This is a genomic window from Psychrobacter sp. UBA5136, from assembly GCF_002414005.1.
GTDB lineage: Bacteria > Pseudomonadota > Gammaproteobacteria > Pseudomonadales > Moraxellaceae > Psychrobacter.
This window is the reverse complement of record NZ_DHYG01000032.1, coordinates 79,248-104,417: the sequence shown is the minus strand read 5'-3', so window position 1 is coordinate 104,417 and position 25,170 is coordinate 79,248. Positions and strand designations below refer to the sequence as shown.

Sequence of the window (25,170 nt, the reverse complement as noted above, 5' to 3'; positions counted from 1 at the left end):
ACCAGCACATTATTAACTAATGGCTGGTTTTTGTGTTTATTCAGCGTTAAAGATTAACTTTTAGCAAATACGGTTAGCGGATTAAAACTCACTTCTGCACGCGGCAATTTTGCCACATCTTTTATACGCCAATCATTTTTACCATCATTGCTGACTTGTAAGTAATACTTGGCTTTGACCGGGTCGATATCTACTTGGGCGCTATATTTATTGCCTTCTTGATGTTTTAGCACCACATCGCGATCTTTTTTAATGTCGGTGGCGTGCGAGATAGACAAATCTAACGTATCAGGATAAGTAACTGGCTCTCCGTTTAGTAACTTACCAGACTGCAAGCTTTGCTCAGGATAGTTCAGATAAAACACGATAGTGCCATTATCCGTAAACTGCATCTTGCCGTGTAAATCTAAATCATAAGCAAGCTTGTCGCGTGAGACGTCCTGATAGAGGGTCTTGCCATCCATGTACCAGTCATCGCGTACCACACTGTCGCGGATTTGATATGAGTAATAAACAAACCAAAGACAAGCAATAACAACTAACGCTGGCATGCCAATGACAAAGATAACCACCATATAATTCTTATACCACGGCAGGCTATCTTGATGCTTAAAGCTGTCTTGATGCTTAACGTTTGGGGCTGAACTAGACATAATATACCTATTAATCAGATATTCGTTTATAAAGCGCTGTTTATCAGCTCGCTATAAACGCTATCAAAGAATAAACTGACAAAGGATAAACTGACGGCTTAATGAGGCCAGTTTAATGACAAAAGATTCATCCGCCAGTCTTTGATTATGAATCGTTGACCAACGGATGAGCAGCTAAAACTTGCTAACGTTCAATAACTTATTGCCCTTGCGTGGTAAAAATATTTTGCTTACTGACATTATATTTACCATCTTCGCTGGTCACCGTTAAAGTCACCGGCGTTTGACCAAACTCAATCACATCAGGGTCGCCATAAATACTAACGGGCATATCAAAGCTTTCGCCTGCTTCTAGTGGCACATCGTTAAAACGTACCCCTAAGCTTAAACCATCTTGCGGCTCAAGGCTCACTTTATAAGTATGAGCATCTTGGGTTTTATTGGTTAATTTGACGATATAGCTGTTTTCAATCATACCTTGCTGATTTAATGACGACAACTGATTGCGGTCACGGCGAATATCAATCTCTAGCGGTACGCGGCCAGTCAATGCATACACCACACCGCCACAAAGTATGGTCAATAAAGCTAGATAGGCAAAAAAGCGTGGGCGGAAGACTCGGCTCTGCTCTTTTTCTACCAATTGACGCTCGGTCGTATAACGAATCAGTCCGCGTGGGTAGCCAACTTTATCCATCACCTCATTACAGGCATCGACACAGGCAGCACACTGAATACAAGCAACTTGCAAACCATCACGAATATCGATACCTGTTGGGCACACTTGCACGCACATCGTACATTCAATACAATCGCCCAAGTGTTCTGGATGAGTACCTTTTTTACGGGCGCCGCGCGGCTCACCGCGTTCATAATCGTAGGAGACAATCAACGTATCTTTATCAAACATCACACTTTGGAAACGGCCGTACGGACAGATTTGGATACACATCTGCTCACGCATGTAGCCTGCATTCACATAAGTTGAAAAAGCAAAGATAAATACCGATACCCATATCCAAGTTGGCCAATCAGGGAAGGGAATAAATCCTATCATCTGCCAACTGTGATATAACGCGTCTGTACCTGACACATAACTGACGAAAGTTGTCGCCGTAATCATCGAAAATACGAACCAAATAAAGTACACCACAGAACGCTTAAAGGCTTTTTTAGCACTCATGGGTTCTTTGTCAAATTTGATACGCTTATTACGATCGCCAATCACTAATTTTTCCACATACTGAAACATATGCGTCCAAATGGTTTGTGGACAAGCATAACCGCACCAGACCCGCCCGGCATACACCGTCACCATAAATAGGGTAAAGGCGGCAATCAGAGCAAAGGCGGCAATAAAGTAAAAGTCTTGCGTCAAAAAGGTCATGCCAAAAATATAATAATGCTGCGACGGCACATCAAACCAGATAGCTTGCCTACCGTTATAGCGTAACCACGGTAAAATCAGAAATAACGCCAACAATGCATACATGCTAATCACTCGGATGTTTTGATAAAATCCAGTGATAAATCTAGGATGAACGCGTTTTTTATTGGCATTAAGATCGACCTCAACGACAGGGATTTTATTGGGTGGTTGTGCTGACATAAACGTGCCTCTTTAAAAAAAGAATCAGTCTGCTGGCATGGGTAACAAAGAGCGGTAAAGCAAAAATTTTTGGCGTTGCGATGTTATCAATGTCAGTAAGTAGCGAGATATAACAGCAGTCGAAGAATGCTGACTCGGCTACCAAATGAGCGATTGTAAATAAATGATTAAAACGTGCTTAAATGGATGATTCAATAGTGTTTCTGGTGGATTGCTATTCTAGCATTCTCCCTACTATAAATGGGGTAGAAGTTCAAAAAAACAATCATTAATTGATAATAAAAAAGGACAATAACACCTTGTATTAGCTCACTTTTTGGCGTCTATCTTTTTGATTAGCCTATTAATTAAACTAACAAAGCTTTTAGTTATAATAATCAACTTATAAAAAAAGGAGAGCTGATATCTCAGGCCTCCTTTTTTTAACTCATCATACTATTTAATTCACCATACTACTTAACTTACCACACGATCAACTTTCTTTAACGGCGGCAGGCTTAGCAGCTTTTGGCGCAGTGGTACTTGCCGGAACTTTACCTTTGGCTTGGTCCGTTTCAGCGCCGCGATCTGACAGTGAGTAAACATAAGCGGCAAGTAGCATAATGCGCTCATTACCCAGTTTGGTCTGCCACTCAGGCATCACACCTGCACGGCCATAACGGATGGTTTCGCGAATAGTTTCACGGTCACCGCCATATAACCAAATGTTATCTGTCAGGTTTGGCGCGCCCGTAGAGATCATGCCTTTAGCGTCTTCGCCATGACAAAGTACACAGTTGGTAGGCTCATGGAAGATGGCTTTACCTTGCGCTACTTTGGCTTGATCAAGCTCATAACCTGGCTGGTTACCAGAGATTGACAAGACATATTCCGCAGCTGCACGCACACCATCTTCTCCAAGTTGGTCACGCCATGCGGCCATACCACCAACACGGCCATTATGAATGGTCGTCAAGATGTGTGACGCCTCTCCACCATATAACCAATCATTATCGGTCAGATTTGGGAAGCCTTGTGCACCTTTAGCGTTAGAGCCGTGACAGACCGAACAGTTCTGTAAAAACAGGCGACTACCGACTTTTAGCGCATTGGGGTTTTCAGCAAGCTTTTCTACATAAGGCGCAAGCTCAGCAACTTTCTCATCAATTTGAGATTGCAAGTCTGCTGGCGGTGTCTCGCTGCGACGCATGGTTGCTTGCATCTCAGAGAGCTCGGCGAGAGTTTTTGTGGCACCGCTCGCACCAGCTTTAGCCAAAATGTTTTTCTCGAAGTTATCGGTAAATACTTTATTGTTACTTTCGAGATCACTTGCTAACTCGTTATGTGAAGTCCATGGCACCGTTTCGCCATCCACTTCTACGGTTGTGATACCTTCCCATTTTGATGGAAAGATAGCAGGGAAAAATATCCAGTAAGCAATAGCCCAAATAATTGAGCCAAAAAATATCACTAACCACCATTTAGGCAGTGGCTTATCGTATTCTTGAATACCGTCATAAGTATGGCCAGTAGTACCGTCTTCTTCTACTTCTGGCTTGTATTTCAATACCATTAGTAAGACACCGAGGATACCCGCCCAGCACATGATACTTAATACAGTTATCCAAGAACTCCAAAAAAATGTCATCGTTCATCCTTATTGCGCTGCTCTTCAGACAAAGATTCTTTATCTTTGTCATCAAGCGCAAGTTGTGCATCTTCTTCGAAGCGTTTTTTGTTTTTTGGCGAATACGCCCACCATGCAACGCCTACGAAGGCAATAAAGGCAGAAACGGTCGCAATAGTTTGTAATTCACCAATACCCATTAGCGCTGTCCTTCCATCGCGGTACCCAATTGCTGTAAATAGGCAACCAAAGCATCAAGCTCGGTGGCGCCAAGTACCACGTCTGGCGCTCCCTCGATATCTTCATCAGTGTAAGGTACACCAAATTGATCACGGAATAGACGCATTTTGGTTTGCACATTGGTACCATTGACTTCATTGGTTGCAAGCCATGGGAAACCAGGCATTACAGACTCAGGTACTAATGAACGTGGATCGATAAGATGTTGTTTTTGCCAATCTACAGAATAGCGTCCACCAACACGTGCCAAATCAGGTCCAGTACGTTTTGATCCCCATAAGAAGGGATGATCCCACGTAGATTCAGCGGCACGCGAGTAGGGTCCATAGCGCTCAACTTCTGCACGTAATGGACGCACCATTTGGGTATGGCAAACGTGACAACCTTCACGAATATAGATATCACGACCTTCAAATTCGAGAGCGGTCCACGGCTCCATAGAGGGAAGGGGAGCGTTTACCCCGCCTTCTTCAGGTCCATTATAATCATATATCAGCGGTACGATTTCAACGAGCGTTGCAAAGCTAATAGCAATGACGATACCGATGACCAATAAGCCTGTATTTTTTTCAATAATTTCATGCGGTGTACCAGCCATGATCGCTCCTTATACGTTAGCTGCCGAAGGTTTATCAACACTAGGTTCATGATCCGTCGGGTCAGCAATATCGACAGGTTTACCTTCTGGCATTTTAAGCGTTTTATAAACGTTATATGCCATAACAACCATCCCCGATACATACAATAGACCACCAAAAGCACGACCCATATATGGGAAATGTGAGAACTCAACGGTATCAACGAAGCTATATACCAACGTACCGTCTGGATTGGTTGCGAGCCACATCATACCTTGACCAATTCCCGAAATCCACATAGAGACGATATAGAAAACAGTACCCGCTGTTGCCAACCAAAAATGCGTAGTGATAAGGCTGATAGAGTACATTTTAGGTTTGTTATAAATACGAGGTAACAGGACATATAGCGAGCCGATAGTAATCATACCAACCCAACCAAGTGCGCCTGAGTGGACGTGACCGACTGTCCAATCCGTGTTATGCGATAGCGCATTGACGGTTTTGATAGACATCATCGGGCCTTCGAACGTTGACATTGCATAGAACGATAACGCCACAATCATAAAGCGAATGATTGGATCGGTTCGTAATTTGTCCCAACTTCCTGATAGCGTTAACACACCGTTAATCATACCACCCCAAGATGGGGCAAATAAGATGATAGAGAACACCATGGCTAACGACTGTGTCCAATCTGGAATCGCTGAGTAATGTAAATGGTGACCACCTGCCCACATATAAGAAGCAATCAATGCCCAAAAGTGAACGATAGACAAACGGTAAGAATAAATAGGACGACCAATCTGTACCGGAACGAAGTAATACATCATCCCAAGGAAAGCCGCTGTTAGATAAAAACCTACCGCGTTATGACCATACCACCACTGCACCATTGCATCGGTTGCACCGCCAAATAATGAGTAAGATTTAAACGCACTAACAGGGATGGCCATACTATTGATGATATGTAGTAATGCAATCGTAATAATAAACGCGCCAAAGAACCAGTTAGCCACATAAATATGCGAGGTTCTACGTTTAATCAAGGTACCAAAGAAGACGATGGCATAAGATATCCAAACCAACGCAATCAAGATATCGATTGGCCACTCAAGCTCAGCGTATTCCTTAGTCGAGGTCAGACCTAAAGGAAGAGTAATAATCGCTGAAACGATAACCGCTTGCCAACCCCAAAAGGTAAACCAAGCTAAATAAGGGGCGAATAGTCTCGTCTTACAGGTACGCTGCACCACATAATAAGAGGTTGCGAACAGGGCAGAGCCACCGAATGCAAAAATAACCGCGTTGGTGTGAAGCGGTCTTAAACGACTAAACGTCAACCATGGAATGTCAAAGTTTAGTGCTGGCCATACTAACTGAGAAGCAATGAATACACCAATACTCATGCCGACGATGCCCCATATCACGGCCATTATCGTAAAGAATCTTACGACAGTGATTTCGTACTCACGGTCAACTGGGGCGACTGCTGTGTTTTGTAAACTCATTGGATGATTCCTTTACAGCCTGAATTATCAACAGAATTAACTAATTCTGCGCAGCTTCTATATTATAAAGTTATAAAAAATTATAAGCAGAAAATGGCTGCGCTACATGCTGTTTTTTGACTGCGCTTATCATTGATAACTTATCAATTATCAAGATTACTTTATTAACTATCAAGCTAGGGCTATGCTAATTAACAGCTGTCGCTGATAAGTAGAGGACGGCGATACAAACGCACTGCGCTCACAGCTAGTCGATAGTAGGATTGTTAATAAAGGGTCAGATTTGATAAGACAAAGTGCCTTCTTTGAGCATCAAACATCTATTGAGGCTGAGTATGTATCTTAATTATTACTAAAAGCAGTATGAACGAAGATAGATACTGATATTCAACTGGCGACAAAAAGCTTATGCACCATAAATGTATGCTAGCGGCGGCTGACAAAAAACATCTTTACGTAATGTTTAGTTAAAACTCCCGACTCTGTTTAAGGGTATTGTAACGCAAACCTAATCAAATATCATCAGAACTATGCGCCAAAATACAAACTCTTTGGTAAAAATAGTTGCAAACAATGTAATATTGTCGCTTTATACATCTATTTTATACCCAATTTCCCTACTATTCTAGGGGTGAAAAAAGATACTGCGCTTCTGCTCGAAATACAATCATACGCAGGTTTTGTAACAATAACGCCTTTCGCGCCATAAATAGGTTTTACTTATTAACGACTGGCGCCTTATAATGGCGCTCTGTAGTATTGCTAACAAGGTGCTTGGATACTGATGTTAACAAATATTTTAACCACTTAAATAGCGGTCAGCTCAGGCGTTAATAGCCCGAGCTGACCATCATAAATAATAGGTATAAAGGATAATAATATGGCAGTTTTTTTGACAGAGGCGTGGTTTGAGCAAGTTGAGCAAATGGGTCAAGAAGCTGGTGAATTAAATTTACCACCTGCTTTGGCCAATATGGTCGTGAACCTAAAAGTAACCGACACTGAGCAAAACATCGAAGCCAATTTCGCTGATGGTTTATTGCATCGCGGCTTAAATGATACGGCGACGACGACCTTGCTATTGGATCGCGGTATTTTGCAATCCATCATTACCAATTTTGATACCAATGAAATCATGGGCGCTTTTATGGCGGGCAAAATCCGTGTCGAAGGCGACATGTCACAATTGATGGCGGTACAAACGGCGCGTCCAAGTGCGGAGCAAAAAGAGCTTTATAACCGTATTAAATCCATGACGACGATGGCTTAATTGTCTGCTTTCTAGCTTTTATAATGTGTATCGTTTCGTCCAAAAAGCCCTTAATACTTATTAAGGGCTTTTTATTTGCTAGGGGCTTTTTATTTGAAAAACAAATAGGGCGTTAAATAAACGTCTTTAAGCAGTTTTTTATTACAAACAATGCTTAGCTGGCTTTTGACTGCTGAGTGCTCGCCGGTGTTTGATTTTCTTTATAAATGGCTGCTTGTAGCCAGATGTTCGCCTGCACGTAATCATGCACTTGTATGGCCGCAGTGGCATCGGTTTTAAGCGCGCCAATACGAATGACAAACGGATCGGCATCTTGCTCACGCAAGACCACCACATCAAATAAAATAATGGTTTTACCGTTAAATAGTGTTTCTTGTTTACCAAGCACTTGACCTTGGCACCACGCTTCGTCTTCTTGTCCTATGGTATCACCGAACAGATAAGCACACATATGACCGAGATTGATCTCGACGGGCGCCATTTGCTCTTTAGTTTCTGGTTGCCACGCTTTGATTTGCTCTTGTAAGTCATCGGGCATTTTTCCATCGTTGGCGGCGACGATGTCGTTAAAGGCGCGATGGTAGCGAATGGCTTCTTGGTCTTCGACCATAATCACTTCGTCTTGTTTGCTAAGCTTAATTTCATGCGCCCAAGCACTAAAGTTCACATAATAAGCCATATTTTGCTGATATAAATGACGGTTGGCAGTATAAAGCTGGTCAAAAGCATAAATGATGCTGCCATCTGCGGTGCGTAAGCGTAATACCGCATCATGGGTACTGTCATTGACAATCATACGCTCGATTTTGCAGGTCAGCCCATACGGACTATCAACGCAAGGGTAGGCGTTAATAAAGCGCTCAGGCTTCCCGTCTTTCATTGCTAGCACCTGATTGATATGACAAGGCTGGTCTTCAGAGAGCAATAAGCAGCTGTCTTTGGCACTGACATTGCTATTTAGGCCTTTAGGCATGGCAGCCTGCTCGATCATCTTTTGCAGCCATTCTGGCACGTCATGACTCATATCATCGGTCAGAATGCGCCAATGATCGGCGTGACCAGCAGACTGCTCGTCAGTTAAGGTGATTTTGGTAGGCGATTGGATGTTTTTATATTGATAATTTATGGTCATGAAGATACTCAAACTTAAGTCAGCCATGCGGTTTGGGTCTAAAACTGTGATTGCTGAACCATTATCCTATCGTTGATTGGATTGGTTTATGATAACCAGCAATGTCGTCAGTAAAGAGGCAACAAACAACAATGAGGGGTTAATGACAATTGTCCTTAGCATACAATATATAGGTATAGACGCAACCAATAGCAAGTCCTGCCCGAAAAATAATCATAAAACTTAGGTTTTTGTGAGAAAATACCCGCAGTTTTTGCGAATGACTGGCACAAATAAGTCAAATTGTGTCAAACTAGCTCCCTTTTGACAGCGATATTTGGCTGCTCATAACCTGTTTTTGTGTTCGATTGATATGTTTCTGCGGCAAAGCCTCTCATAAAGGCGATACTATGCAGCATTTGCCGTGGCTGATTTTTTAACATAAATAAAGTCGCACGTAGATAAGATAAAGAGTTTGAATATGTTTCGTCCTTTAGCGTTATTTATCGGCTTACGGTACACCCGAGCAGAACGTAGTAATGGTTTTATCTCCTTTATATCCTTGATTTCTATGATTGGTCTCACGCTTGGCGTCGCGGTCTTGATTACGGTGCTATCGGTCATGAATGGCTTTGATCGTGAGCTAAAGACTCGTATTTTGGGGATGGTGCCGCAAGCGACGGTTATTTCAACCGAGATTATCGGCGACTGGAAGGAGGTGGCAGATAAGATTAAAGAAGATCCGGAAGTCGCCGCCGTCGCGCCCTTTATTCAGCTGCAAGGTATGCTGACCTCTAATGGTCAAGTGGCGGGAATCATGGTCACCGGCGTCGATCCAGAGTACGAAAAGAACGTCTCTATCATCAACGAGCACATGGTAGAGGGCAGTATTGATACGCTGCAAAATGGTGAATTCAGTATTGTGCTTGGCGAGGAGATGGTGCAATCATTAGGATTACGTTTAGGCGATAAAGTGACATTGGTGCTGCCAGAAGCGTCGCCATCACCAGCAGGCGTGATACCGCGCTTTAAGCGTTTTACCTTGACGGGTATTTTTACTATCAGTCCAGAAGTGGACAGTTTGATGGCTTTTATTCCGATGGGCGATGCGGCAAAACTCCTGCGTCTGCCAGAGGGTGCGCAAGGTATTCGTATGAAGCTTGGTAATATTTTTAACGCACCAATGGCTGCCCAAAAAGCCGCTGCCATTGCGCCTGAAAAACTCTATCCTAGCGATTGGACGCAAACGCACGGCAATCTGTTTGGCGCCATTCAAATGGAAAAAGCCATGGTCGGCTTGCTGCTATTTTTAATTATCCTTGTTGCGGCCTTTAACATCGTGTCAAGTTTGGTGATGTTGGTCACTGATAAAAAAGCGGACATCGCTATTTTAAAAACCTTTGGCGCCTCGCCGCGTCTGATTACCCATGTGTTTATGGTACAAGGCGTGGTTATTGGCTTTATCGGTACGATTGCTGGCACGATACTTGGGGTTATCTTTGCCCTGACCGTCAGTGATATTTTGGGCTTTATCAATCAAACCTTTGGTTTAAATTTATTTGATGCTTACTTTGTCAATTATCTGCCATCGCAGCTGCGCTTAACCGATGTGCTGCTGATTACCAGCGCGTCATTTATACTGAGCTTTTTGGCGACCATTTACCCAGCCCGCCGAGCGGCTAAAATTCAGCCCGCACAAACGCTGCGTTACGAGTAATCTACAGGCGCCAACGCCGTTATAAATAAAATAAAGGAAGCATCATGTCTGCGATTTTACAAGCGACCAATATTAATAAGATTTACGATGAAGGGGCGGTGAGCACGCAAGTATTGACCGGTTTAGATTTGACCGTCCATGCTGGCGAGCGTATCGCGATTGTCGGCACCAGTGGTTCAGGGAAAAGTACCTTGCTACATTTGCTGGGCGGCCTAGATACCCCAAGCAGCGGTGAGGTTTGGCTGCACGGTCAATTATTAAACAGCATGAATGAGACTGAGCGCGGGGCAATGCGTAATAAACACTTGGGATTTATTTATCAGTTTCATCATCTCTTAGCAGAATTTACCGCTATTGAAAACGTTGCCATGCCGCTACTGATGCGTCCAAAAGTATCGACTACCGAAGCAAGGCAACAAGCGATAGATATTTTAACCAGTGTTGGTTTAGAGCATCGATTGGCGCACAGACCGGGCGAGCTATCAGGCGGTGAGCGTCAACGAGTGGCCATTGCTCGCGCGCTTGTGACCAAACCCTCGCTTATCTTGGCCGATGAGCCAACTGGCAACTTGGATTATGACAATGCGCAAAGTGTGTTTGGGCTGTTGTCAGAGCTACAAAGCACCATGCAAACGGCGCTGTTGATGGTGACGCATGACCGTAGTTTGGCGGCGCTTGCGGATCGTCAGCTGCTACTACGCAATGGACACTGGGAAGATTACTAAAGACGTCATTTTTCATACCTTTTTTAATAAATAGCAGGGTTGCCGTTACTAACTAGTAGCATGATACGGTTAAACTTTTTATAAAAGTCATAAAAAATAGGCTGCGTATGGCGGCTTTATGTAATAAACAGGACAGTCTGAAAAATAAGGCAATCTAAAAAACAAAACAATAGATAAGGATTGATGACGTGAATAGAAATGATGACCCAATTGAAGCGTTTGGCAGTGCGGAAGAAGGCGACGAGCCATTAAAACCGTATATGGATCCAACGTTGTTTGACACCTTTGATGAACAGGCGCAAAAAGACTTACTCACGCCAGTTTTTGACGCGATCACCTTGGCAGGTGCAGATTATAATTTAAAGGCGCAAGACAGTGCGACGGGCAAACGCTACACGCTGTTAAAAGATGACAAAGTGCTCGATGTCTTTGTCTTGGATACCAATCTGGCGGATAATATTCAAAATGCTATCGCAGCCCACAAAGAGCGTGAAGGCGAATTATAGCACCTGACAAAAACCTAGCCGCTTCTTTGCCTTCATTGTACCCAATTTTGACGCGTGCCAATTAATGCTTAGGCGGCTTATCAGAAAAGTCCTGCTGACGTTTTTGCCAACTGGTGACAGTTTTGTAGCGCCAGATGGCTTTAAATGCTAAGCCGCAGACAATACTGCTAATAACCGCTAAAATCGTTAACCCCAAACAAAAAGCTGCGATAGATACGCTACCTTTATAAGTAATAAAGGGGTTGGCACCATCAGAGATGATCCATAAGCTAAAGTCAGAAATCATCCGCCCGATAACCCGCAAGCTAATCATAGGAACATCAAGGATTTTGGCACCAATATAGTAGCCAGCGTAGAATACTGGTAGCGTCGTAAGCGGATTGGTAATCCAAGTCAACCCAAGCGCCATAGGGACATTAGCACGAAAGATCAGCGCACCGATTAGCGCCAGTAACATCTGTCCCGGCAGCGGGAAAAATGCGCTGAGCACACCGATATAAACCGCTTTATTTAAACTATGGCGATTAAAATGCCATAAACGTGGGTCGGCAAGTTGCGGCGCAAATAGTTTTAATGAGCGACTTTCTAAGATTTTTTCAGGGGTAGGAAGTAGGTCTTTTAGACGTTTGTTTGGCACAGAATCGCCTTTGCTTATTATCTACAGCCCGCTCAATCATATTGATGGGCTGGTATGCAGTGATATTATGAATAAAAAATACAGGTAAGAATGTTATCAGAAAAACGGCTAGGTAATGTTGAATAATCACCAGCGTAATATTTCTGTTCAGTATAGGGTAATAGCCGCATAAATGCTATTGCTTGACGGCTCGGTCTAAAGTTAAGGCGAGCGTTAGTCGTCATTTATCATATAAACTATATTTAGCATACAGACTATCAAGCGAGGAGCGCTGGTGTACTGGTTAATTGGTAGTTTGATAATCATCGTCATGATGGGCGTTTTGGCCGTTGCCGATAGTATGCCAATGCCAGTCAGTACGTTATTTTTAGAAGCCAATACGGCTTTTACATTGCCGCTATTATTAACGGTTTTAACCATTATTCTTCTATTAGTCAATCAGCGTTATACTCCATTTGCCCATCCATTTAACGGCAAAAAACCTTTTTCTCAAAGTCCTTCTGTTCAAAAATTCGCTAAAATCCCCTCTTATACAGTTACGTTACTTTTTAAATTTACTCATTATTTATTGGTGCTACTGTTAGCACTAGCGCTGATTACGGGCAGTGGGCTGCTCGCTTTAATAAGTCAGCAGCAGGCAGAAAGTAGCAAAATAAAACAACCGCTGCGCGTGCAGGCATTGGTTAGCATTGAAGGTATCAGTGATAGTGTTTACGATGTCGCAAGCGAGAGTGGCTATCGGCAAGTAGCGACCATCAGTCAACTATCGCCGTTATTATCTGAGCTGAGTGCGCAAGATTTGGATAACCTCACGGTAGAGTATGCCGCAGACCATAGGAGAAACTTTAATAATAGCCTAAGCAATAACAAAAACAATCTAAATGAAGGCAATCTCGAAGACGCTAAAGATTTGGAAAACGCTAAAGATTTTGAAAACAAACAATACCGCGTACTGCTTAATGCCTATCCAAAAAAACCCTCTAAGCAATCGTTTGAAAAGCTGTCTAAAGGAAAATCTAAAAAGTCATCCAAGCAAGCACAAATTATCGACTTAAATCATTTGCAGCCCGGTGATCAATTATTTATGACCTTGACGCTGGCGCCGCTTGCTAGCTCTGAGCAAGCGCTGAATAATCCGACGGGGTTTGATAGTTATCGTTGGTTGCGAGGGCGACACATTGATGGGGTTGCCAATATCTTAGCGACTAGCACTTCAGCCGCTGCGCTTGATGACACAGGGATAGCATTTACGGCCGCTGACTCTTATCTGCAACGTTTGCGTACCGTGATAGACCAAGGACGTTGGCAGCTACGCCAGCACTTTTATCAAGGCTGGGCAGCACAAACCACCGCAGAGCAGCAGGCAAAAGCGGTCACCTTGAGCTTGCTAACAGGCGATCGCAGTTTGATCAACCGCGACAGCAAAGATTTATATCAGCTAGCCGGTATCTCTCATTTACTGGCTATCTCAGGGACGCACGTTTTATTTTTAGCGATTGTGCTGGCAGGGTTGGCGGTATTATTACTTAACCGTTTTTATCCCGCTTTATATCGTCATGTACCGCGCTGGCAAGTGCGCTGGTGGGTGATGATGAGCGCTGCTTTTATTTATGCGTTATTCACAGGCTTTGACGTGCCCGCTGCCCGTACCGCATGGATGTTATTAGCCATCGGTTTGATACGCTTGACATTACTGCCTATTGGTACTATGCGAATATTATTGGCGCTTGCGATATTGATGGCATGGCTTGACCCGTATGTATTGTGGCAAGCAGGTTACTGGCTATCTTTTATAGCCGTGGCATTATTATTAAAATATGAAGATAGCTCAGCGCAATCGAGTCAGACAAGATTAAGTCAAACACCGACTGCTAATCATAATACTGATATAAATAAACGTTTGCTTAAGCGGGCTTGGTTAGGGTTTAAACGCCTATTTAAACTACAGTTTTGGCTATTTATCGCTTTATTGCCCATTACGTTATTGCTGTTTGGCAAAGCGTCATTATTAGGACTAGTCGTCAATCTGTTTGCCATTGGCTTATTTGGCTGGGTGATTGTACCGCTGAATTTATTAGCAGGGCTCTGTTATCTTATCGTGCCTGCGCTGGCAGATGCGATTTGGACGCTAGTGATTGCTGTTGTTACTCATTTACACGAGCTGCTTACGTGGTTAACGGCTTTACCTGATTTATCTGACGTATGGCTCTATACACCAATCAATATGGCTATTTTACTGATGGTTTTAATAGCAATGTTGCCGTGGTTATTGCCGCGCGGGCTTATCAGTCGCTGGCTGGCATTACCGCCGCTCACGCTGCTGGTTATGACGGTATACGCCAATCAGCAGTCATTAACTACACTACCAGCTCTCTATATCTTACCGACTGGCGACCCATATGTGAGCGCGGCTTTGCTGCAAAACCCTGTGGTAAATAGTGAAAATGAGCATAAGAATAATGTTAAACACGCAGCCGTTAAAGGGGGAGATAAGAAAAATGTCAGCTGGCTGTTTTTAGCAGATCACAGACCTTATGGCATTCGAACCATGCCAAGCACGCTGACGGCAAACAAATTTTCTATGGCCCTAGAGCAGCAGCTGCGTAGCATGTCTATTCAGCGCTTAGAAGGCATCATAGTACAAAGTAGTAGCGCGGCATTGACGGCTTCATTAGCGCCGTTAAAGACTAACGACAATAAATCTTTGCAGTCCCATGTTTCTAAATCAAACACTGCTAAGCCAAACGATTCTGCATTGCTGCCAATGACAGTGGCGCAGCTAAGTCAACGTTTCCCAACCGCTCAATATTGGCAAGCAGGGCAAAGTGAGCGCTGGCCTGAGCTGCAGCGCGCTTATCAAACAACCAGTCAAGCTAAAAATCCTGCAACTATTAGCGCCCAACGCTGTGAGCAAGGTAAAATTTGGCAACTTGCAAATGGTGATTTAACCTTACAAGCCCTGACGGGTTGGAGTAAAATAAACGATGCCAGTGTCTGGGACTGTACAGTGGCTATTGATAGCCGTCTGCCCTTACAAGTCATGAATTATAATGCCACTGATCCACTCAAAGCATTGCCTGCCAAGGTACAAATGCTCGCATCAAGCCATCAAGCGTCAGTCCATAAAACACTAACCCATAAAGCACCAAACCATCAAGCCAAAAATGCTCAGTCACGCCTGATTTTAAATGCCGATACCCATCCGCGTGTTTGGCAAATGTGGTCACTGCTATGTCCAAGTGAACCAAATCATAAAAATGATGCGTTAAGCAGTTCATTAAACAATGCCTTAGGTAATGCCATTAATAGCGCCACATGGGTCGGACACAGCGCCTCGCAGATATCTAGTGACGTAATAAGTCAGCAACAAATCCATGGGATAATCACTTATGATAATAAGCTGCTAGAGGCCGCGTCGGAGATGAGCGAAGAGCCGTAAGTTTTATTTTGATGGCGCTACTCTTATAAAATAACATTACTCTTGAAGGGTAACGTCCTTATAATATAAGGCGATGTCACAGTTCTGCTATTGAACCATAAGTGAAATAGCACCATACTTAGTAGCTTATCTGATTTCTGTTAAAATTCTATTAAAGCTCTCTATAAAGCGTTTATATAGAAATTCTCATTTTTTCGATAAGTTTTTAGATATTCTCTTTTATCGTTTTACATTGTTTCTGACTTAGGAAGTTATATGCCCAACTGGCCACCAGACCCTAACAAACGTCCTGATAACTCGGCAAATCAGCCAGCGCCGATGCAGCAGCCAACTCAGCCGAGCGGACAAGAGTGGCGACTGCTTGAAAATACGTTATTAGCCAGTGTGGTTGAGCAGCGCCGCGCCCGTCGCTGGAGTATTTTCTTTAAGCTATTGACCTTTGGTTATATATTATTGATATTTTTGACCCTCGGCCGCGGTTGTAGTACCAAAACACCATCTGGACTTGAAGGCGTTGATACCAGTAAGCCGCATCTGGCGGTGGTTGAAATCCAAGGGACGATTAGTAGCGGCGATGTTGCCAATGCTTATGATGTCAATGAAGCCTTGACGCGCGCTTTTGAAAACAGCAATGCCAAAGCTGTGGCGCTCGATATTAATTCGCCCGGCGGCTCGCCTGTCCAGTCTGATGAAATCTGGCAGACGATGATGGATTTGCGTCAAGAGTATCCTGATAAAAAGCTCTACGCGGTGATTGGTGATATGGGCGCTTCTGGTGCTTACTATATTGCGTCGGCGGCGGATGAGATTTATGTCAATCCATCAAGCTTGGTCGGTTCGATTGGCGTGATTATGCCAAGCTATAATATCGAAGGCTTAATGGATAAATTTGGCGTCAAAGACCGCACCATAACGGCGGGCGAATATAAAGATATCTTAAGCCTGTCACGTCCGCTTACCGCTTATGAAGAGCAGCACGTCGAAAAAGTATTGGATAATACCCATAAGCACTTTATCAATGCGGTAAAACAAGGCCGCGGCGATCGTCTAAAAAATCCTGAGCAAAACAAACTGTTTTCAGGCCTGTTTTGGACCGGCGAGCAGTCTATTGAGCTAGGCTTGGCAGACAAAAAGGGCAGTATCTCAACTTTAGAGAAAAAGCTGAAGCTTGATAACGTGGTCAATTATACCCCAACTGACCCGTTTAGCTTATTTATGGATCGCTTCGCGGTGAAGCTAGGCGCGGGACTTGGTTCAAGCATCAAGCTTGATGTGTTGCCGCAAGAAGAGGGCAGTGCGCAGATGCGCTAAGCGCTTTATATTTTAGATTTAATGTGTATGATTGTTAAGGCTGAGCGTATGATTATGCTCAGCCTTAATTGTATAAAGATTTCGATTACTATAATCACTATTTCAAATAGCCCCTTAAATTATTATTTAAATTACTGCTTAAATCACTGAGAGCCTGTCATGAGTGCCATTAACTTGCAGACCTTTGCAGCATTGCCCAAATCTAAAATAACCCAAAAACCTGTCATACATTTTGCTCACGCCAATGGTATGCCAAGTGCCGTGTATGCGCCGTTCTTTGCACCGCTTGCCGAGTTTTTTACCATTGAATATATTCCGATGCTGGGTAATACGCCTGATTATCCAGTAGACGACCACTGGCAGAGTCTGACGCAGCAGGTTATCGATAGTGTTAAACATACTTGCGAGGAGCATGGGGTGAGTCAAGTGGTGGGCGTCGGTCATTCGCTTGGCGCCATGTGTACGTTGCAAGCGTTATACCGTACGCCAGAAATCTTTGCGCAAGCGGTGCTGATGGATCCGCCTTGGATTTATGGCAAAGTTAGCCTGCTGTGGCATTTGGCGAAAACGGCCGATAGATTACCACTTATGAATAATCGCTTGATGGATAAGCTCTCGCCAGCGGGCGTGTCCAAGCATCGCCGTGATGTTTGGGATAGCCGCGAAGATGCCTATGATAAGCTGCGCCATAAAGGTTTTTTTAAGGATTTTGATGAGCGTAGCTTTCAGGGTTATATCGAGCATGGACTGCACGAGCGCGCGGATGGCAAGGTAACATTGGCCATTCCTAAAGCCAGCGAAGTTGAGGTTTTTCGCACCAACCCATCATGGTATTGGCTGACCCCAAATCGTGGACCAAAGCCGCCCGTTACCCTTATCATCGGTAAAGACAGCATCTTTCTTAAGCGCCGCTTCCCGCAGCAAATCAAATCGCGCCTTAATATCAATTACGAAACCCACGCCGGCGGCCATATGTTCCCGCTTGAGCACCCAGAATCGGTAGCGCGTCAAGTGCTTGAGCTTATTAAGCAGCAGTTACCAAAATAAGCAGATTTTTGCTAATGCTTACGGTTGATTTTGGCGCACCTTTTAGAGCAATTGTGGGCAGTAGCTCCACCTTTTGAGTGACGTCTTTATGCTAAAAAATGCCACGACTTTGCCTCATCGGGCAAAACCGCCTAAGTCTACGCCATTATTTTCGCGCTTGGGTACGCTGCTTTTGCTCATAGCAATGGTGGTGGCGTTTTTTATCAGTCAATTGATCGGTGTCTATATCGCGGGCAAATTGGTATTGCCTGCGGCTAAAAACGCAACCATGGGCGATATTTTCTTTTTTGGCAGTAACAACGGCACCGTAGTCAGTATTTCCATCATGATAGGCTGCCTGTTGTTAGTAGCAATCAGCGTTTTATTGATACGTGTCAGGGGCGGGGATATACGGCAGTATTTGGCGCTCAAGCCGTTTTCATGGGCGCTAGGCATTGGTATGCTAGGGTTATTGCTGATATTTATGATTGGCAGTCAGGCATTGACTTATTTGCTTCATAAATCACCGTTGGTCTTTGTCGATCCCTTATATCAGTCTGTTAGCTCAATATGGCTGTTGATATTTGCAATGGTTATTGTCGCGCCAATTTATGAAGAGCTTATCTTTCGCGGACTGTTGTGGTCGGCTATTGCAGAACAGTTTTCAGACGCAGCCCATGCAGGGCATGGTGGGGCGATAGTAGCCAGTCTGGTGACCAGCGTGATATTTGCAGCAATTCACTTGCAGTACGGCCTTTATGAAATCAGCACTATTGTGGTACTGGCTTTGATATTTTGCTACGCGCGCATTAAATCAGGCTCGCTATTATTACCGATGCTACTACATGTCATTAATAACGGGGCGGCGATGGCACAGTATTTAGCGCAAGTGGCTTAAATGCTTATATATAGAATAACGGCTAATTGGTAAATGCTTTTATCAGTTAGCCATGCAGCAATTAACCGTTATTTCTTACTCATTACTTATATTGTTTAAGGTTTAGGCATCTAGATTTAAGGCTAAGACTTCTTCGGCAGCGCGTTTAACATCGTCAATCGTTAATTGCGGCTTACCGCTTAATGCCTGTCGCCACCTGCGAGCGCCCATCAAACCTTGAAATAATCCTAAATAATGCCGCGTCATCGTTGGTAGTGCTTCGCCTTTAGCAACTTGTTCCTCTAAATAAGGATATAGTTTTGCTAAAATATCTGAGCGCTTAGGAATGGGTTCACCCCACAAGCTGTTGGCTTCTGCTAATAAGTACGGATTATGATAAAACGCCCGCCCAATCATCACGCCATCGAGATGCTGCAAATGCGCTTTAATATCAGCAACCGTCTCGATACCGCCATTAATTTCGATATCAAGCGTTGGAAAGTCTTGTTTGAGACGGTAAACATCATCATAACGCAGTGGCGGTATTTCACGATTTTGCTTGGGGCTTAAACCCTGTAGCCACGCGGTACGAGCATGCACAATAAAGCGTGTGCAACCTGCTGCCGCCACCGTCTGCACAAAATCTGCCATAAACTCGTAACTGTCAAAATCATCAATCCCAATGCGGTGCTTCACCGTCACCGGAATATCGACCGCCGCCTGCATGTGCTTAACCAGCGCTGCAACCGTATGCGGCTCTGCCATGAGGCACGCGCCAATTTTATTGTGCTGGACGCGATCGGATGGACACCCCACATTAATATTGACTTCATCATAGCCGTGCTGCTGCGCAAACTTGGCACATTGGGACATCTCGGCGATATCTGCGCCGCCCAGTTGTAGCACCAGCGGATGCTCAAGCTTATCAAAGCGCAGATGCCGCACGCGATTGCCATGTATCAGCGCACCGGTGCTAATCATCTCGGTATAAAGATAAACGTGCGGATTAAACAGCCGCGCAAAGTAACGGTAGTCGGTCGTCGTCCAATCTATCATGGGCGCAACAGAAAGTCGTTTATCGGTCATATCAACCATTAGGGTTAAGCCTCTTTATTATGCATAAACTTTTAAGTGCATTTTTAAAAGTGTTTTAAGTGACAATAGATCAGCGCCACGCTATAAATGCATGACGCCTTTTTATTAATAAGTTTATATAGGCTAAATGATAGGAAAATCAATGGGAAAGCAGGATAGGGGCAAATTAAATAGTTGTCAAATTAAACCGTAATTTGCTAAACGATAATTTGTTAAACAGTAATTTATCAAACGATAATACGCTAAACAGCCGTTTCCTAAATGATCTCATTAATTTTTTTGAATTCAGGCAAATTATAAAAATAAAGCCCCATGATAATGCCGATAAAACCGATAAAGGCAATGTACAGCGCAGGCGAAAAACTGATATATAAAGTGGCGTAACCGAGCCCAAAAGGCACCAGCACCCCAACAATACCGTAGGCGACATTATAACAAAAAGCCATGCCCGTCAGCCGTACATTGGTTGGAAATAGTTGCACCAAGATGGCAGGTACCATGCCCACAATGCCAGCACAAAAGCCCAAAAGCGCATACATAATAAGGATGTAATCGCCACTTGCTTGCAGATGGTAAAAGAACGCAAACATCTGCGCAATCAGTAAAATAGAACCGATGGCCAGCACTTTACCAAAGTTTTGATGGTTAGATATGAGGCCATAAAACACACAGCCAAGAATCATAAATACAATGCCTAAGCTGTGCGAAAAGCCAAATAAATCATTATCTAAGGTAAAGCGCAGCTCAATTAAATCGGGTAGTAATAGGATGATAACGGTTGTAATACTGGCTATGATAAAGGTGAGAACCAAGCCAATAAAAATAGAGTGTTTACAGTGTTTAAAGAGCAAGGTGAAGGGCTTGGCAATATAATCACGCGGCTTTGCTTTTTTCATCGCAATAAAAAATGGCGATTCATCTATCCAGCGCCATGCCAATAGAGGAAGCACGCTTAGGATTGCCGCGACGAAAAATGGTAGCCGCCAACCATAGCCGGCCAGCTGTTCGGTGGTCAAGGTATTGGTTAGCCACAGAAAAAAGGCATTGGAAAATAACACGCCGACAAAAAAGCTTGCGGTCACATAACTACAGGCAACTGACAAATATTGGCGCGGCACGTGCTCTGATACAAAAACCCAAGCCAGTGGCGCAAACAGCCCAAATGCCATCCCTTGTATGAGGCGTAAGGTAATAAATAAGGCGGGCGCGACCATGCCCCACTGCGCATAGGTCGGCAAGCATGCCATCGCCAATAAGCTTGCAGCGGTCACCAAAATACTGATCAATAGGATGGGTCTTCGCCCTTTGATATCACCAAAGCGGCCAAAGATCACACCGCCAATAGGACGTGCTAAATACCCAATCGCAAAAAGCCCAAGCCCTTGTATTTTTGCCATCGCTGCGCTGCTATCGGCAGGAAAAAAGGTGGCGGCGATGATATCAGCAAGATATAAATAAATCAAAAAATCAAAAAACGCGACTGCGCTGCTAAAGCAGATAAACAGTACGGCATTTCTATCTTTAGAAGACATCAAGGCATATCGAGAACGAGAAGGCATAATAGATCACGCATCCACATAAAAGGAGGGTTTATTAAAATGGCTAAATAAAGCTTATTGCATAAAACTTGTCGTGTAAAAATGGTCAGATAAAAGTATTGACTACTTACAGTAACCAATCAATAGGTAGCCATGACATAATAGCTAGCCAAACGTGATCACTGATATCGACGCGCGGCTCTGAATCGTAAATGACTTTTTTACCATCTTCTTCGGTCAGCCACTGCAAATTGCCGTTTTCTAACAGCTGAACTTCGTAAGCTTGGCTTAATAAGTCATCGCTAAGCGCACTATGCAATTGTTTTGCCAACTCTTCATCATTGATAATTACACCCATCTCTGTATTGATGTTTGCAGAGCGCGGATCAACATTGTATGAGCCAATAAATACTTGGTAGTCATCAACAGCAAAGGTTTTAGCATGCAAGCTGGTGGACGATTGACTGCGCGCTTTCCAAAGCTTATTTTCGCGTTTTTCTTCAGAAGCGGTCGATTTTAGCTCATAGATTTTTACCCCAGCACGCAATAAACTAGGGCGCCACTGACTGTAGCCAGAATGTACGGCGGTCACATCGGTAGCATCGAATGAATTGGTCAAAATTTTGATATCAATCCCCGCTTTAGCCAACTCGACCAACGTATTAACCCCGTCTTTGGTCGGGACAAAATAAGATGAGATGATGGTCAAACGCTTGGTCGGGCTACCTAACAAGGTGCGCAGCTGATGCACCAAATTGGTATCCGCTGGGACAGTTTTGGTCAATTTGCCCACGTCATCACTTAAAAACTGCATGTCCGTCCAGCGAAAAGGCACGCGTTTATTGATTAAATCGCTATCAATAGAAGAGTCTTCGATGGCGGTTTTATAGACGTCCAAGCTGCTTTTACTGTTGTTTTTCTCATCATCTCTTAGTTTGTCTAAACCCTCTAAGAAGTCAGTGGTTTCGCCCTTATCAAGGGTCGCTAGGGTTTCGATATCAAAGGAGATGGGCGCCGACCAGTAACTTGCAAAGCTATTATCGATGTCGGCGACGACTTTACCGATAAGTAAAACGTCTAAATCCGCAAATTGGCTGTTTGTATCATTGCTTAGATATTCATCGCCAATATTACGCCCGCCAATAATGGTGATTTGCTTATCAAAGGTCATGCTTTTATTGTGCATGCGCCGATTGATACGCGGTAGACCGGTGACGTAATTTAAGGTTTGAAATTTGCGATACATCAAAGGATTGATAATGCGTACCGCGATATTTGGGTGACTGGCAAAACGCAATAAATGCTGATCAAATTTGCCGCTATTATTAAAATCATCCAATAACAAACGAACGATAACACCGCGCTCGGCCGCATCCCACAAGTCTTTTAGCATCAGCTGTCCGGCTTGGTCGTCGTGCCAGATATAATATTGCGCGTCGATATTACGCGTGGCCATGCTGGTCAAAATACTGCGCGAAGCAAAAGCGTTGGCGCCCGTCACAATCGGATGATAGCCAGATAAATCAGGGTGAATCTCGTTTTGTTCACTGATGGCCGCTACCAAATCCGTGCGCTCAGTGTTTGCATTGGAATGGGTGCTATCTTCTTGGCTGCTGCCTTTTCGATGGCTGTTTTTTTGGCCGCTATCTTGTTGGTATAAGGCATCAATACGCGCTGATAATGCTTGGCTTTCAGGTAAATGAGGCTGTTTTGGTAAACTTTGGCAGCCACTAAGACCTAAGGTGAGTCCGAGTGTTAAGCTCAATGATAAGTTAACGGGTTCTATACTGAACATCGACATAAATGAGTGACCTTAGTGGACCTAGATACAATGAAGCGCTTGTTAAAGATGGGCTTGAGTGTGTTTGCTGTTTTTACCGATGATAGCACTGATTATGGAGCGCGTGACAGTCTCGCTCAAGGCAAAATTCAAAGCGCCGCTAAGCTTAGCAGCTGTCATCACCTGTGCCTATTGTAAATACGTTATTTTTTTGGCTTACAGCAGCTTATCTGGCTATGATTTAGAAATCGTACAGTCATCGTTTTTTCTTGCATTTTCTTGCATTTTTTTGCATTGAGTCGTTAGAAATATATGAGCCCGTTTTGGCAAAATTATTTAATAATAACTGCTTAATAACGATTGCCCAATAACAGAAGTTTAATAACGAACGCTTAATAACAAACGCTTAATGATAAATAAGGGCCAAACACTATGCAAAAATAATATTTAGCATGCCTTTGAAACCAGCTGTTTGGAATAAGTTGCCATGCTATGATAACGCGAATGAATGGTGTTTATAATCAAAAATAAGCCGTCTGTTTCACAATAACCCGGGCAATGGAAAACTTATGAGTCAATCGCAAGCGCAAGATGATAGCAATTTGAATAAATTAGACCCTAACTGGCGCGATGATGCGCTCAATTTAGACCTTGATTATGGCATGCAAACCATCGCGGTGCGGGCAGGGCAACATCGTACCGATGAGGGCGAGCATTCCGAGCCGATTTTTACTACCAGCTCTTATGTTTATGCGTCGGCCGCCGATGCAGCCGCGCATTTTAATGGCAGCAAAACCGGTAACGTCTACTCGCGTCATACCAATCCTAGCGTGCGCACCTTTGAGCGTCGTCTGGCCGCGCTTGAAAATGGCGAGCGCGCCGTTGCGACCGCATCAGGCATGGGGGCGATTTTGACCATGTGTTTGGCATATCTCAAAGCAGGCGATCATCTGCTGGCAGCCAATCAATTATTTGGCTCATCGATTGGTTTGTTTAATAATTATATGGCAAAGTTTGGCGTTGAAGTCAGCTACGTTGATTGCTTTGATAATGAGGCGTGGGCAAAGGCTGTGCAGCCAAATACCAAGGTGATTTATTGCGAAAGCCCAAGCAATCCGCTCGCGCAAATTTGCGATATCGGTTATTTAAGCAAGCTGTGTAAAGCCAATGATATTTTATTGGTCGTCGATAATTGCTTTGCCACGCCCGCGCTGCAGCGGCCGTTAGATTTGGGCGCCGATGTGGTCGTTCACTCTGCAACCAAATACTTAGACGGGCAAGGTCGCGTCTTGGGGGGCGCCTTAGTCGGTAACGATAAGCTGATGCAAGAAGCGTTTACTGTCGTACGCTCGGGCGGTATCAGCATGAGCCCGTTTAATGCGTGGGTCTTTACCAAAGGGCTTGAGACACTAAAATTACGTATGCAGGCGCATTGTCAAAATGCCAATCAAGTGGCAGAATTTTTGGTCAATCATCCCAATGTCAGCACGGTACATTTTTCAGGATTAAGCGACCATCCCGCGCATGAGCTTGCGACCCGTCAGCATCATATGAAGGGTGGCTACGGCGCTATCATGGGTTTTGAAGTAAAACCGTCAGCCAGCGCTCATTCAAATAAAAGGGACGAAAAAGCGGCGGCGTGGCATGTGATTGACTCAACGCAAATGGTCTCGATTACTAATAACTTGGGCGACGCCAAAACCACGATTACCCATCCTGCAACCACCACCCATTTTCGCCTAAGCGCCGAGGCGCGCGCTGAAGCAGGTGTGACAGATGGCCTTATCCGTCTGTCGGTTGGTTTGGAAGATGTGGAAGATATCATCAAAGATTTGGCGCGTGGTTTAGACAGTTTGTAAAGATAACGGTATAATCACCGTTAACGCATAAATTTTACGTTATTAATTATCATTGGCTATTAATAATTACTTATTACTATAA

At 44.0% G+C, this 25,170-nt stretch carries 21 protein-coding genes; 10 read left to right on the top strand and 11 right to left on the bottom strand.

Annotated elements, in window-relative coordinates; translation table 11 throughout:
* Positions 1 to 53: 53 nt before the first annotated feature.
* The 6 genes from B4240_RS04270 to ccoN all read right to left on the bottom strand — a co-directional run bounded on the left by B4240_RS04270 (position 54) and on the right by ccoN (position 6,197).
* Complete coding sequence (locus B4240_RS04270; RefSeq protein ID WP_296237001.1) at positions 54 to 653, bottom strand: FixH family protein; 600 nt, start codon at positions 651 to 653, stop codon at positions 54 to 56.
* Positions 654 to 852: 199 nt separating this feature from the next.
* On the bottom strand, positions 853 to 2,262 hold the full coding sequence (gene ccoG, locus B4240_RS04265; RefSeq protein ID WP_296237000.1) for a cytochrome c oxidase accessory protein CcoG: 1,410 nt from the start codon (positions 2,260 to 2,262) through the stop codon (positions 853 to 855).
* A gap of 472 nt (positions 2,263 to 2,734) precedes the next feature.
* The gene (gene ccoP / locus B4240_RS04260) at positions 2,735 to 3,889 is read right to left on the bottom strand and encodes a cytochrome-c oxidase, cbb3-type subunit III (protein ID WP_296236999.1); all 1,155 of its coding nucleotides are present in this window, start codon (positions 3,887 to 3,889) and stop codon (positions 2,735 to 2,737) included.
* A complete protein-coding gene (locus B4240_RS04255; RefSeq protein ID WP_296236998.1) occupies positions 3,886 to 4,068 on the bottom strand; it encodes a cbb3-type cytochrome oxidase subunit 3 in 183 nt (60 codons plus the stop codon). Before B4240_RS04255 ends, ccoP begins: the two co-directional genes overlap by 4 nt.
* Positions 4,068 to 4,706 carry a cytochrome-c oxidase, cbb3-type subunit II gene (ccoO, locus tag B4240_RS04250; RefSeq protein ID WP_296236997.1) on the bottom strand — a complete coding sequence of 213 codons (639 nt, stop codon included), beginning with the start codon at positions 4,704 to 4,706 and terminating at the stop codon, positions 4,068 to 4,070. The genes B4240_RS04255 and ccoO overlap by 1 nt, the downstream gene beginning before the upstream one ends.
* A gap of 9 nt (positions 4,707 to 4,715) precedes the next feature.
* On the bottom strand, positions 4,716 to 6,197 hold the full coding sequence (ccoN, locus tag B4240_RS04245) for a cytochrome-c oxidase, cbb3-type subunit I (RefSeq protein WP_296236996.1): 1,482 nt from the start codon (positions 6,195 to 6,197) through the stop codon (positions 4,716 to 4,718).
* An 880-nt stretch (positions 6,198 to 7,077) separates the two neighbouring features.
* Here ccoN and B4240_RS04240 point away from each other — a divergent pair.
* Positions 7,078 to 7,467 carry an SCP2 sterol-binding domain-containing protein gene (locus B4240_RS04240; RefSeq protein WP_296236995.1) on the top strand — a complete coding sequence of 130 codons (390 nt, stop codon included), beginning with the start codon at positions 7,078 to 7,080 and terminating at the stop codon, positions 7,465 to 7,467.
* Between the two features lie 154 nt (positions 7,468 to 7,621).
* Here B4240_RS04240 and B4240_RS04235 read toward each other — a convergent pair whose 3' ends face one another.
* On the bottom strand, positions 7,622 to 8,599 hold the full coding sequence (locus B4240_RS04235; protein WP_296236994.1) for a hypothetical protein: 978 nt from the start codon (positions 8,597 to 8,599) through the stop codon (positions 7,622 to 7,624).
* A gap of 460 nt (positions 8,600 to 9,059) precedes the next feature.
* Between B4240_RS04235 and B4240_RS04230 the strand changes: the two genes are divergently transcribed.
* The 3 genes from B4240_RS04230 to B4240_RS04220 all read left to right on the top strand — a co-directional run bounded on the left by B4240_RS04230 (position 9,060) and on the right by B4240_RS04220 (position 11,526).
* Entirely contained in the window at positions 9,060 to 10,295 is a 1,236-nt protein-coding gene (locus B4240_RS04230; RefSeq protein ID WP_296236993.1) for a lipoprotein-releasing ABC transporter permease subunit, read from the top strand.
* A gap of 44 nt (positions 10,296 to 10,339) precedes the next feature.
* The gene (lolD, locus tag B4240_RS04225) at positions 10,340 to 11,020 is read left to right on the top strand and encodes a lipoprotein-releasing ABC transporter ATP-binding protein LolD (RefSeq protein ID WP_296236992.1); all 681 of its coding nucleotides are present in this window, start codon (positions 10,340 to 10,342) and stop codon (positions 11,018 to 11,020) included.
* 188 nt (positions 11,021 to 11,208) lie between these two features.
* Positions 11,209 to 11,526 (top strand): hypothetical protein, encoded by a 318-nt coding sequence (locus B4240_RS04220; RefSeq protein ID WP_296236991.1) that lies wholly within the window; start codon positions 11,209 to 11,211, stop codon positions 11,524 to 11,526.
* Between the two features lie 61 nt (positions 11,527 to 11,587).
* Here B4240_RS04220 and B4240_RS04215 read toward each other — a convergent pair whose 3' ends face one another.
* Entirely contained in the window at positions 11,588 to 12,163 is a 576-nt protein-coding gene (locus B4240_RS04215) for a DUF2062 domain-containing protein (RefSeq protein ID WP_296236990.1), read from the bottom strand.
* Positions 12,164 to 12,437: 274 nt separating this feature from the next.
* Between B4240_RS04215 and B4240_RS04210 the strand changes: the two genes are divergently transcribed.
* The 4 genes from B4240_RS04210 to B4240_RS04195 all read left to right on the top strand — a co-directional run bounded on the left by B4240_RS04210 (position 12,438) and on the right by B4240_RS04195 (position 18,837).
* Positions 12,438 to 15,602 carry a ComEC/Rec2 family competence protein gene (locus B4240_RS04210; protein ID WP_296236989.1) on the top strand — a complete coding sequence of 1,055 codons (3,165 nt, stop codon included), beginning with the start codon at positions 12,438 to 12,440 and terminating at the stop codon, positions 15,600 to 15,602.
* 255 nt (positions 15,603 to 15,857) lie between these two features.
* Positions 15,858 to 16,913, top strand: a complete 1,056-nt coding sequence (gene sppA / locus B4240_RS04205; protein ID WP_296236988.1) for a signal peptide peptidase SppA — start codon at positions 15,858 to 15,860, stop codon at positions 16,911 to 16,913.
* A gap of 159 nt (positions 16,914 to 17,072) precedes the next feature.
* Entirely contained in the window at positions 17,073 to 17,960 is an 888-nt protein-coding gene (locus B4240_RS04200) for an alpha/beta fold hydrolase (protein ID WP_296236987.1), read from the top strand.
* Positions 17,961 to 18,048: 88 nt separating this feature from the next.
* Positions 18,049 to 18,837 (top strand): CPBP family intramembrane glutamic endopeptidase, encoded by a 789-nt coding sequence (locus tag B4240_RS04195; protein WP_296236986.1) that lies wholly within the window; start codon positions 18,049 to 18,051, stop codon positions 18,835 to 18,837.
* Between the two features lie 102 nt (positions 18,838 to 18,939).
* Here the strand turns inward: B4240_RS04195 and dusA are convergent, their stop codons facing one another.
* The 3 genes from dusA to B4240_RS04180 form a co-directional block, all read right to left on the bottom strand.
* Positions 18,940 to 19,911 carry a tRNA dihydrouridine(20/20a) synthase DusA gene (dusA, locus tag B4240_RS04190; protein WP_296236985.1) on the bottom strand — a complete coding sequence of 324 codons (972 nt, stop codon included), beginning with the start codon at positions 19,909 to 19,911 and terminating at the stop codon, positions 18,940 to 18,942.
* 257 nt (positions 19,912 to 20,168) lie between these two features.
* The gene (locus B4240_RS04185) at positions 20,169 to 21,470 is read right to left on the bottom strand and encodes an MFS transporter (protein WP_296236984.1); all 1,302 of its coding nucleotides are present in this window, start codon (positions 21,468 to 21,470) and stop codon (positions 20,169 to 20,171) included.
* A 106-nt stretch (positions 21,471 to 21,576) separates the two neighbouring features.
* A complete protein-coding gene (locus B4240_RS04180) occupies positions 21,577 to 23,250 on the bottom strand; it encodes a phospholipase D family protein (RefSeq protein WP_296236983.1) in 1,674 nt (557 codons plus the stop codon).
* A 15-nt stretch (positions 23,251 to 23,265) separates the two neighbouring features.
* Between B4240_RS04180 and B4240_RS04175 the strand changes: the two genes are divergently transcribed.
* Both B4240_RS04175 and B4240_RS04170 read left to right on the top strand, forming a co-directional pair.
* Positions 23,266 to 23,427 carry a hypothetical protein gene (locus B4240_RS04175; protein ID WP_200662834.1) on the top strand — a complete coding sequence of 54 codons (162 nt, stop codon included), beginning with the start codon at positions 23,266 to 23,268 and terminating at the stop codon, positions 23,425 to 23,427.
* Between the two features lie 371 nt (positions 23,428 to 23,798).
* Positions 23,799 to 25,088: an O-succinylhomoserine sulfhydrylase gene (locus B4240_RS04170; RefSeq protein WP_296236982.1), complete on the top strand. Its 1,290-nt coding sequence runs from the start codon at positions 23,799 to 23,801 to the stop codon at positions 25,086 to 25,088.
* Positions 25,089 to 25,170 lie beyond the last annotated feature (82 nt).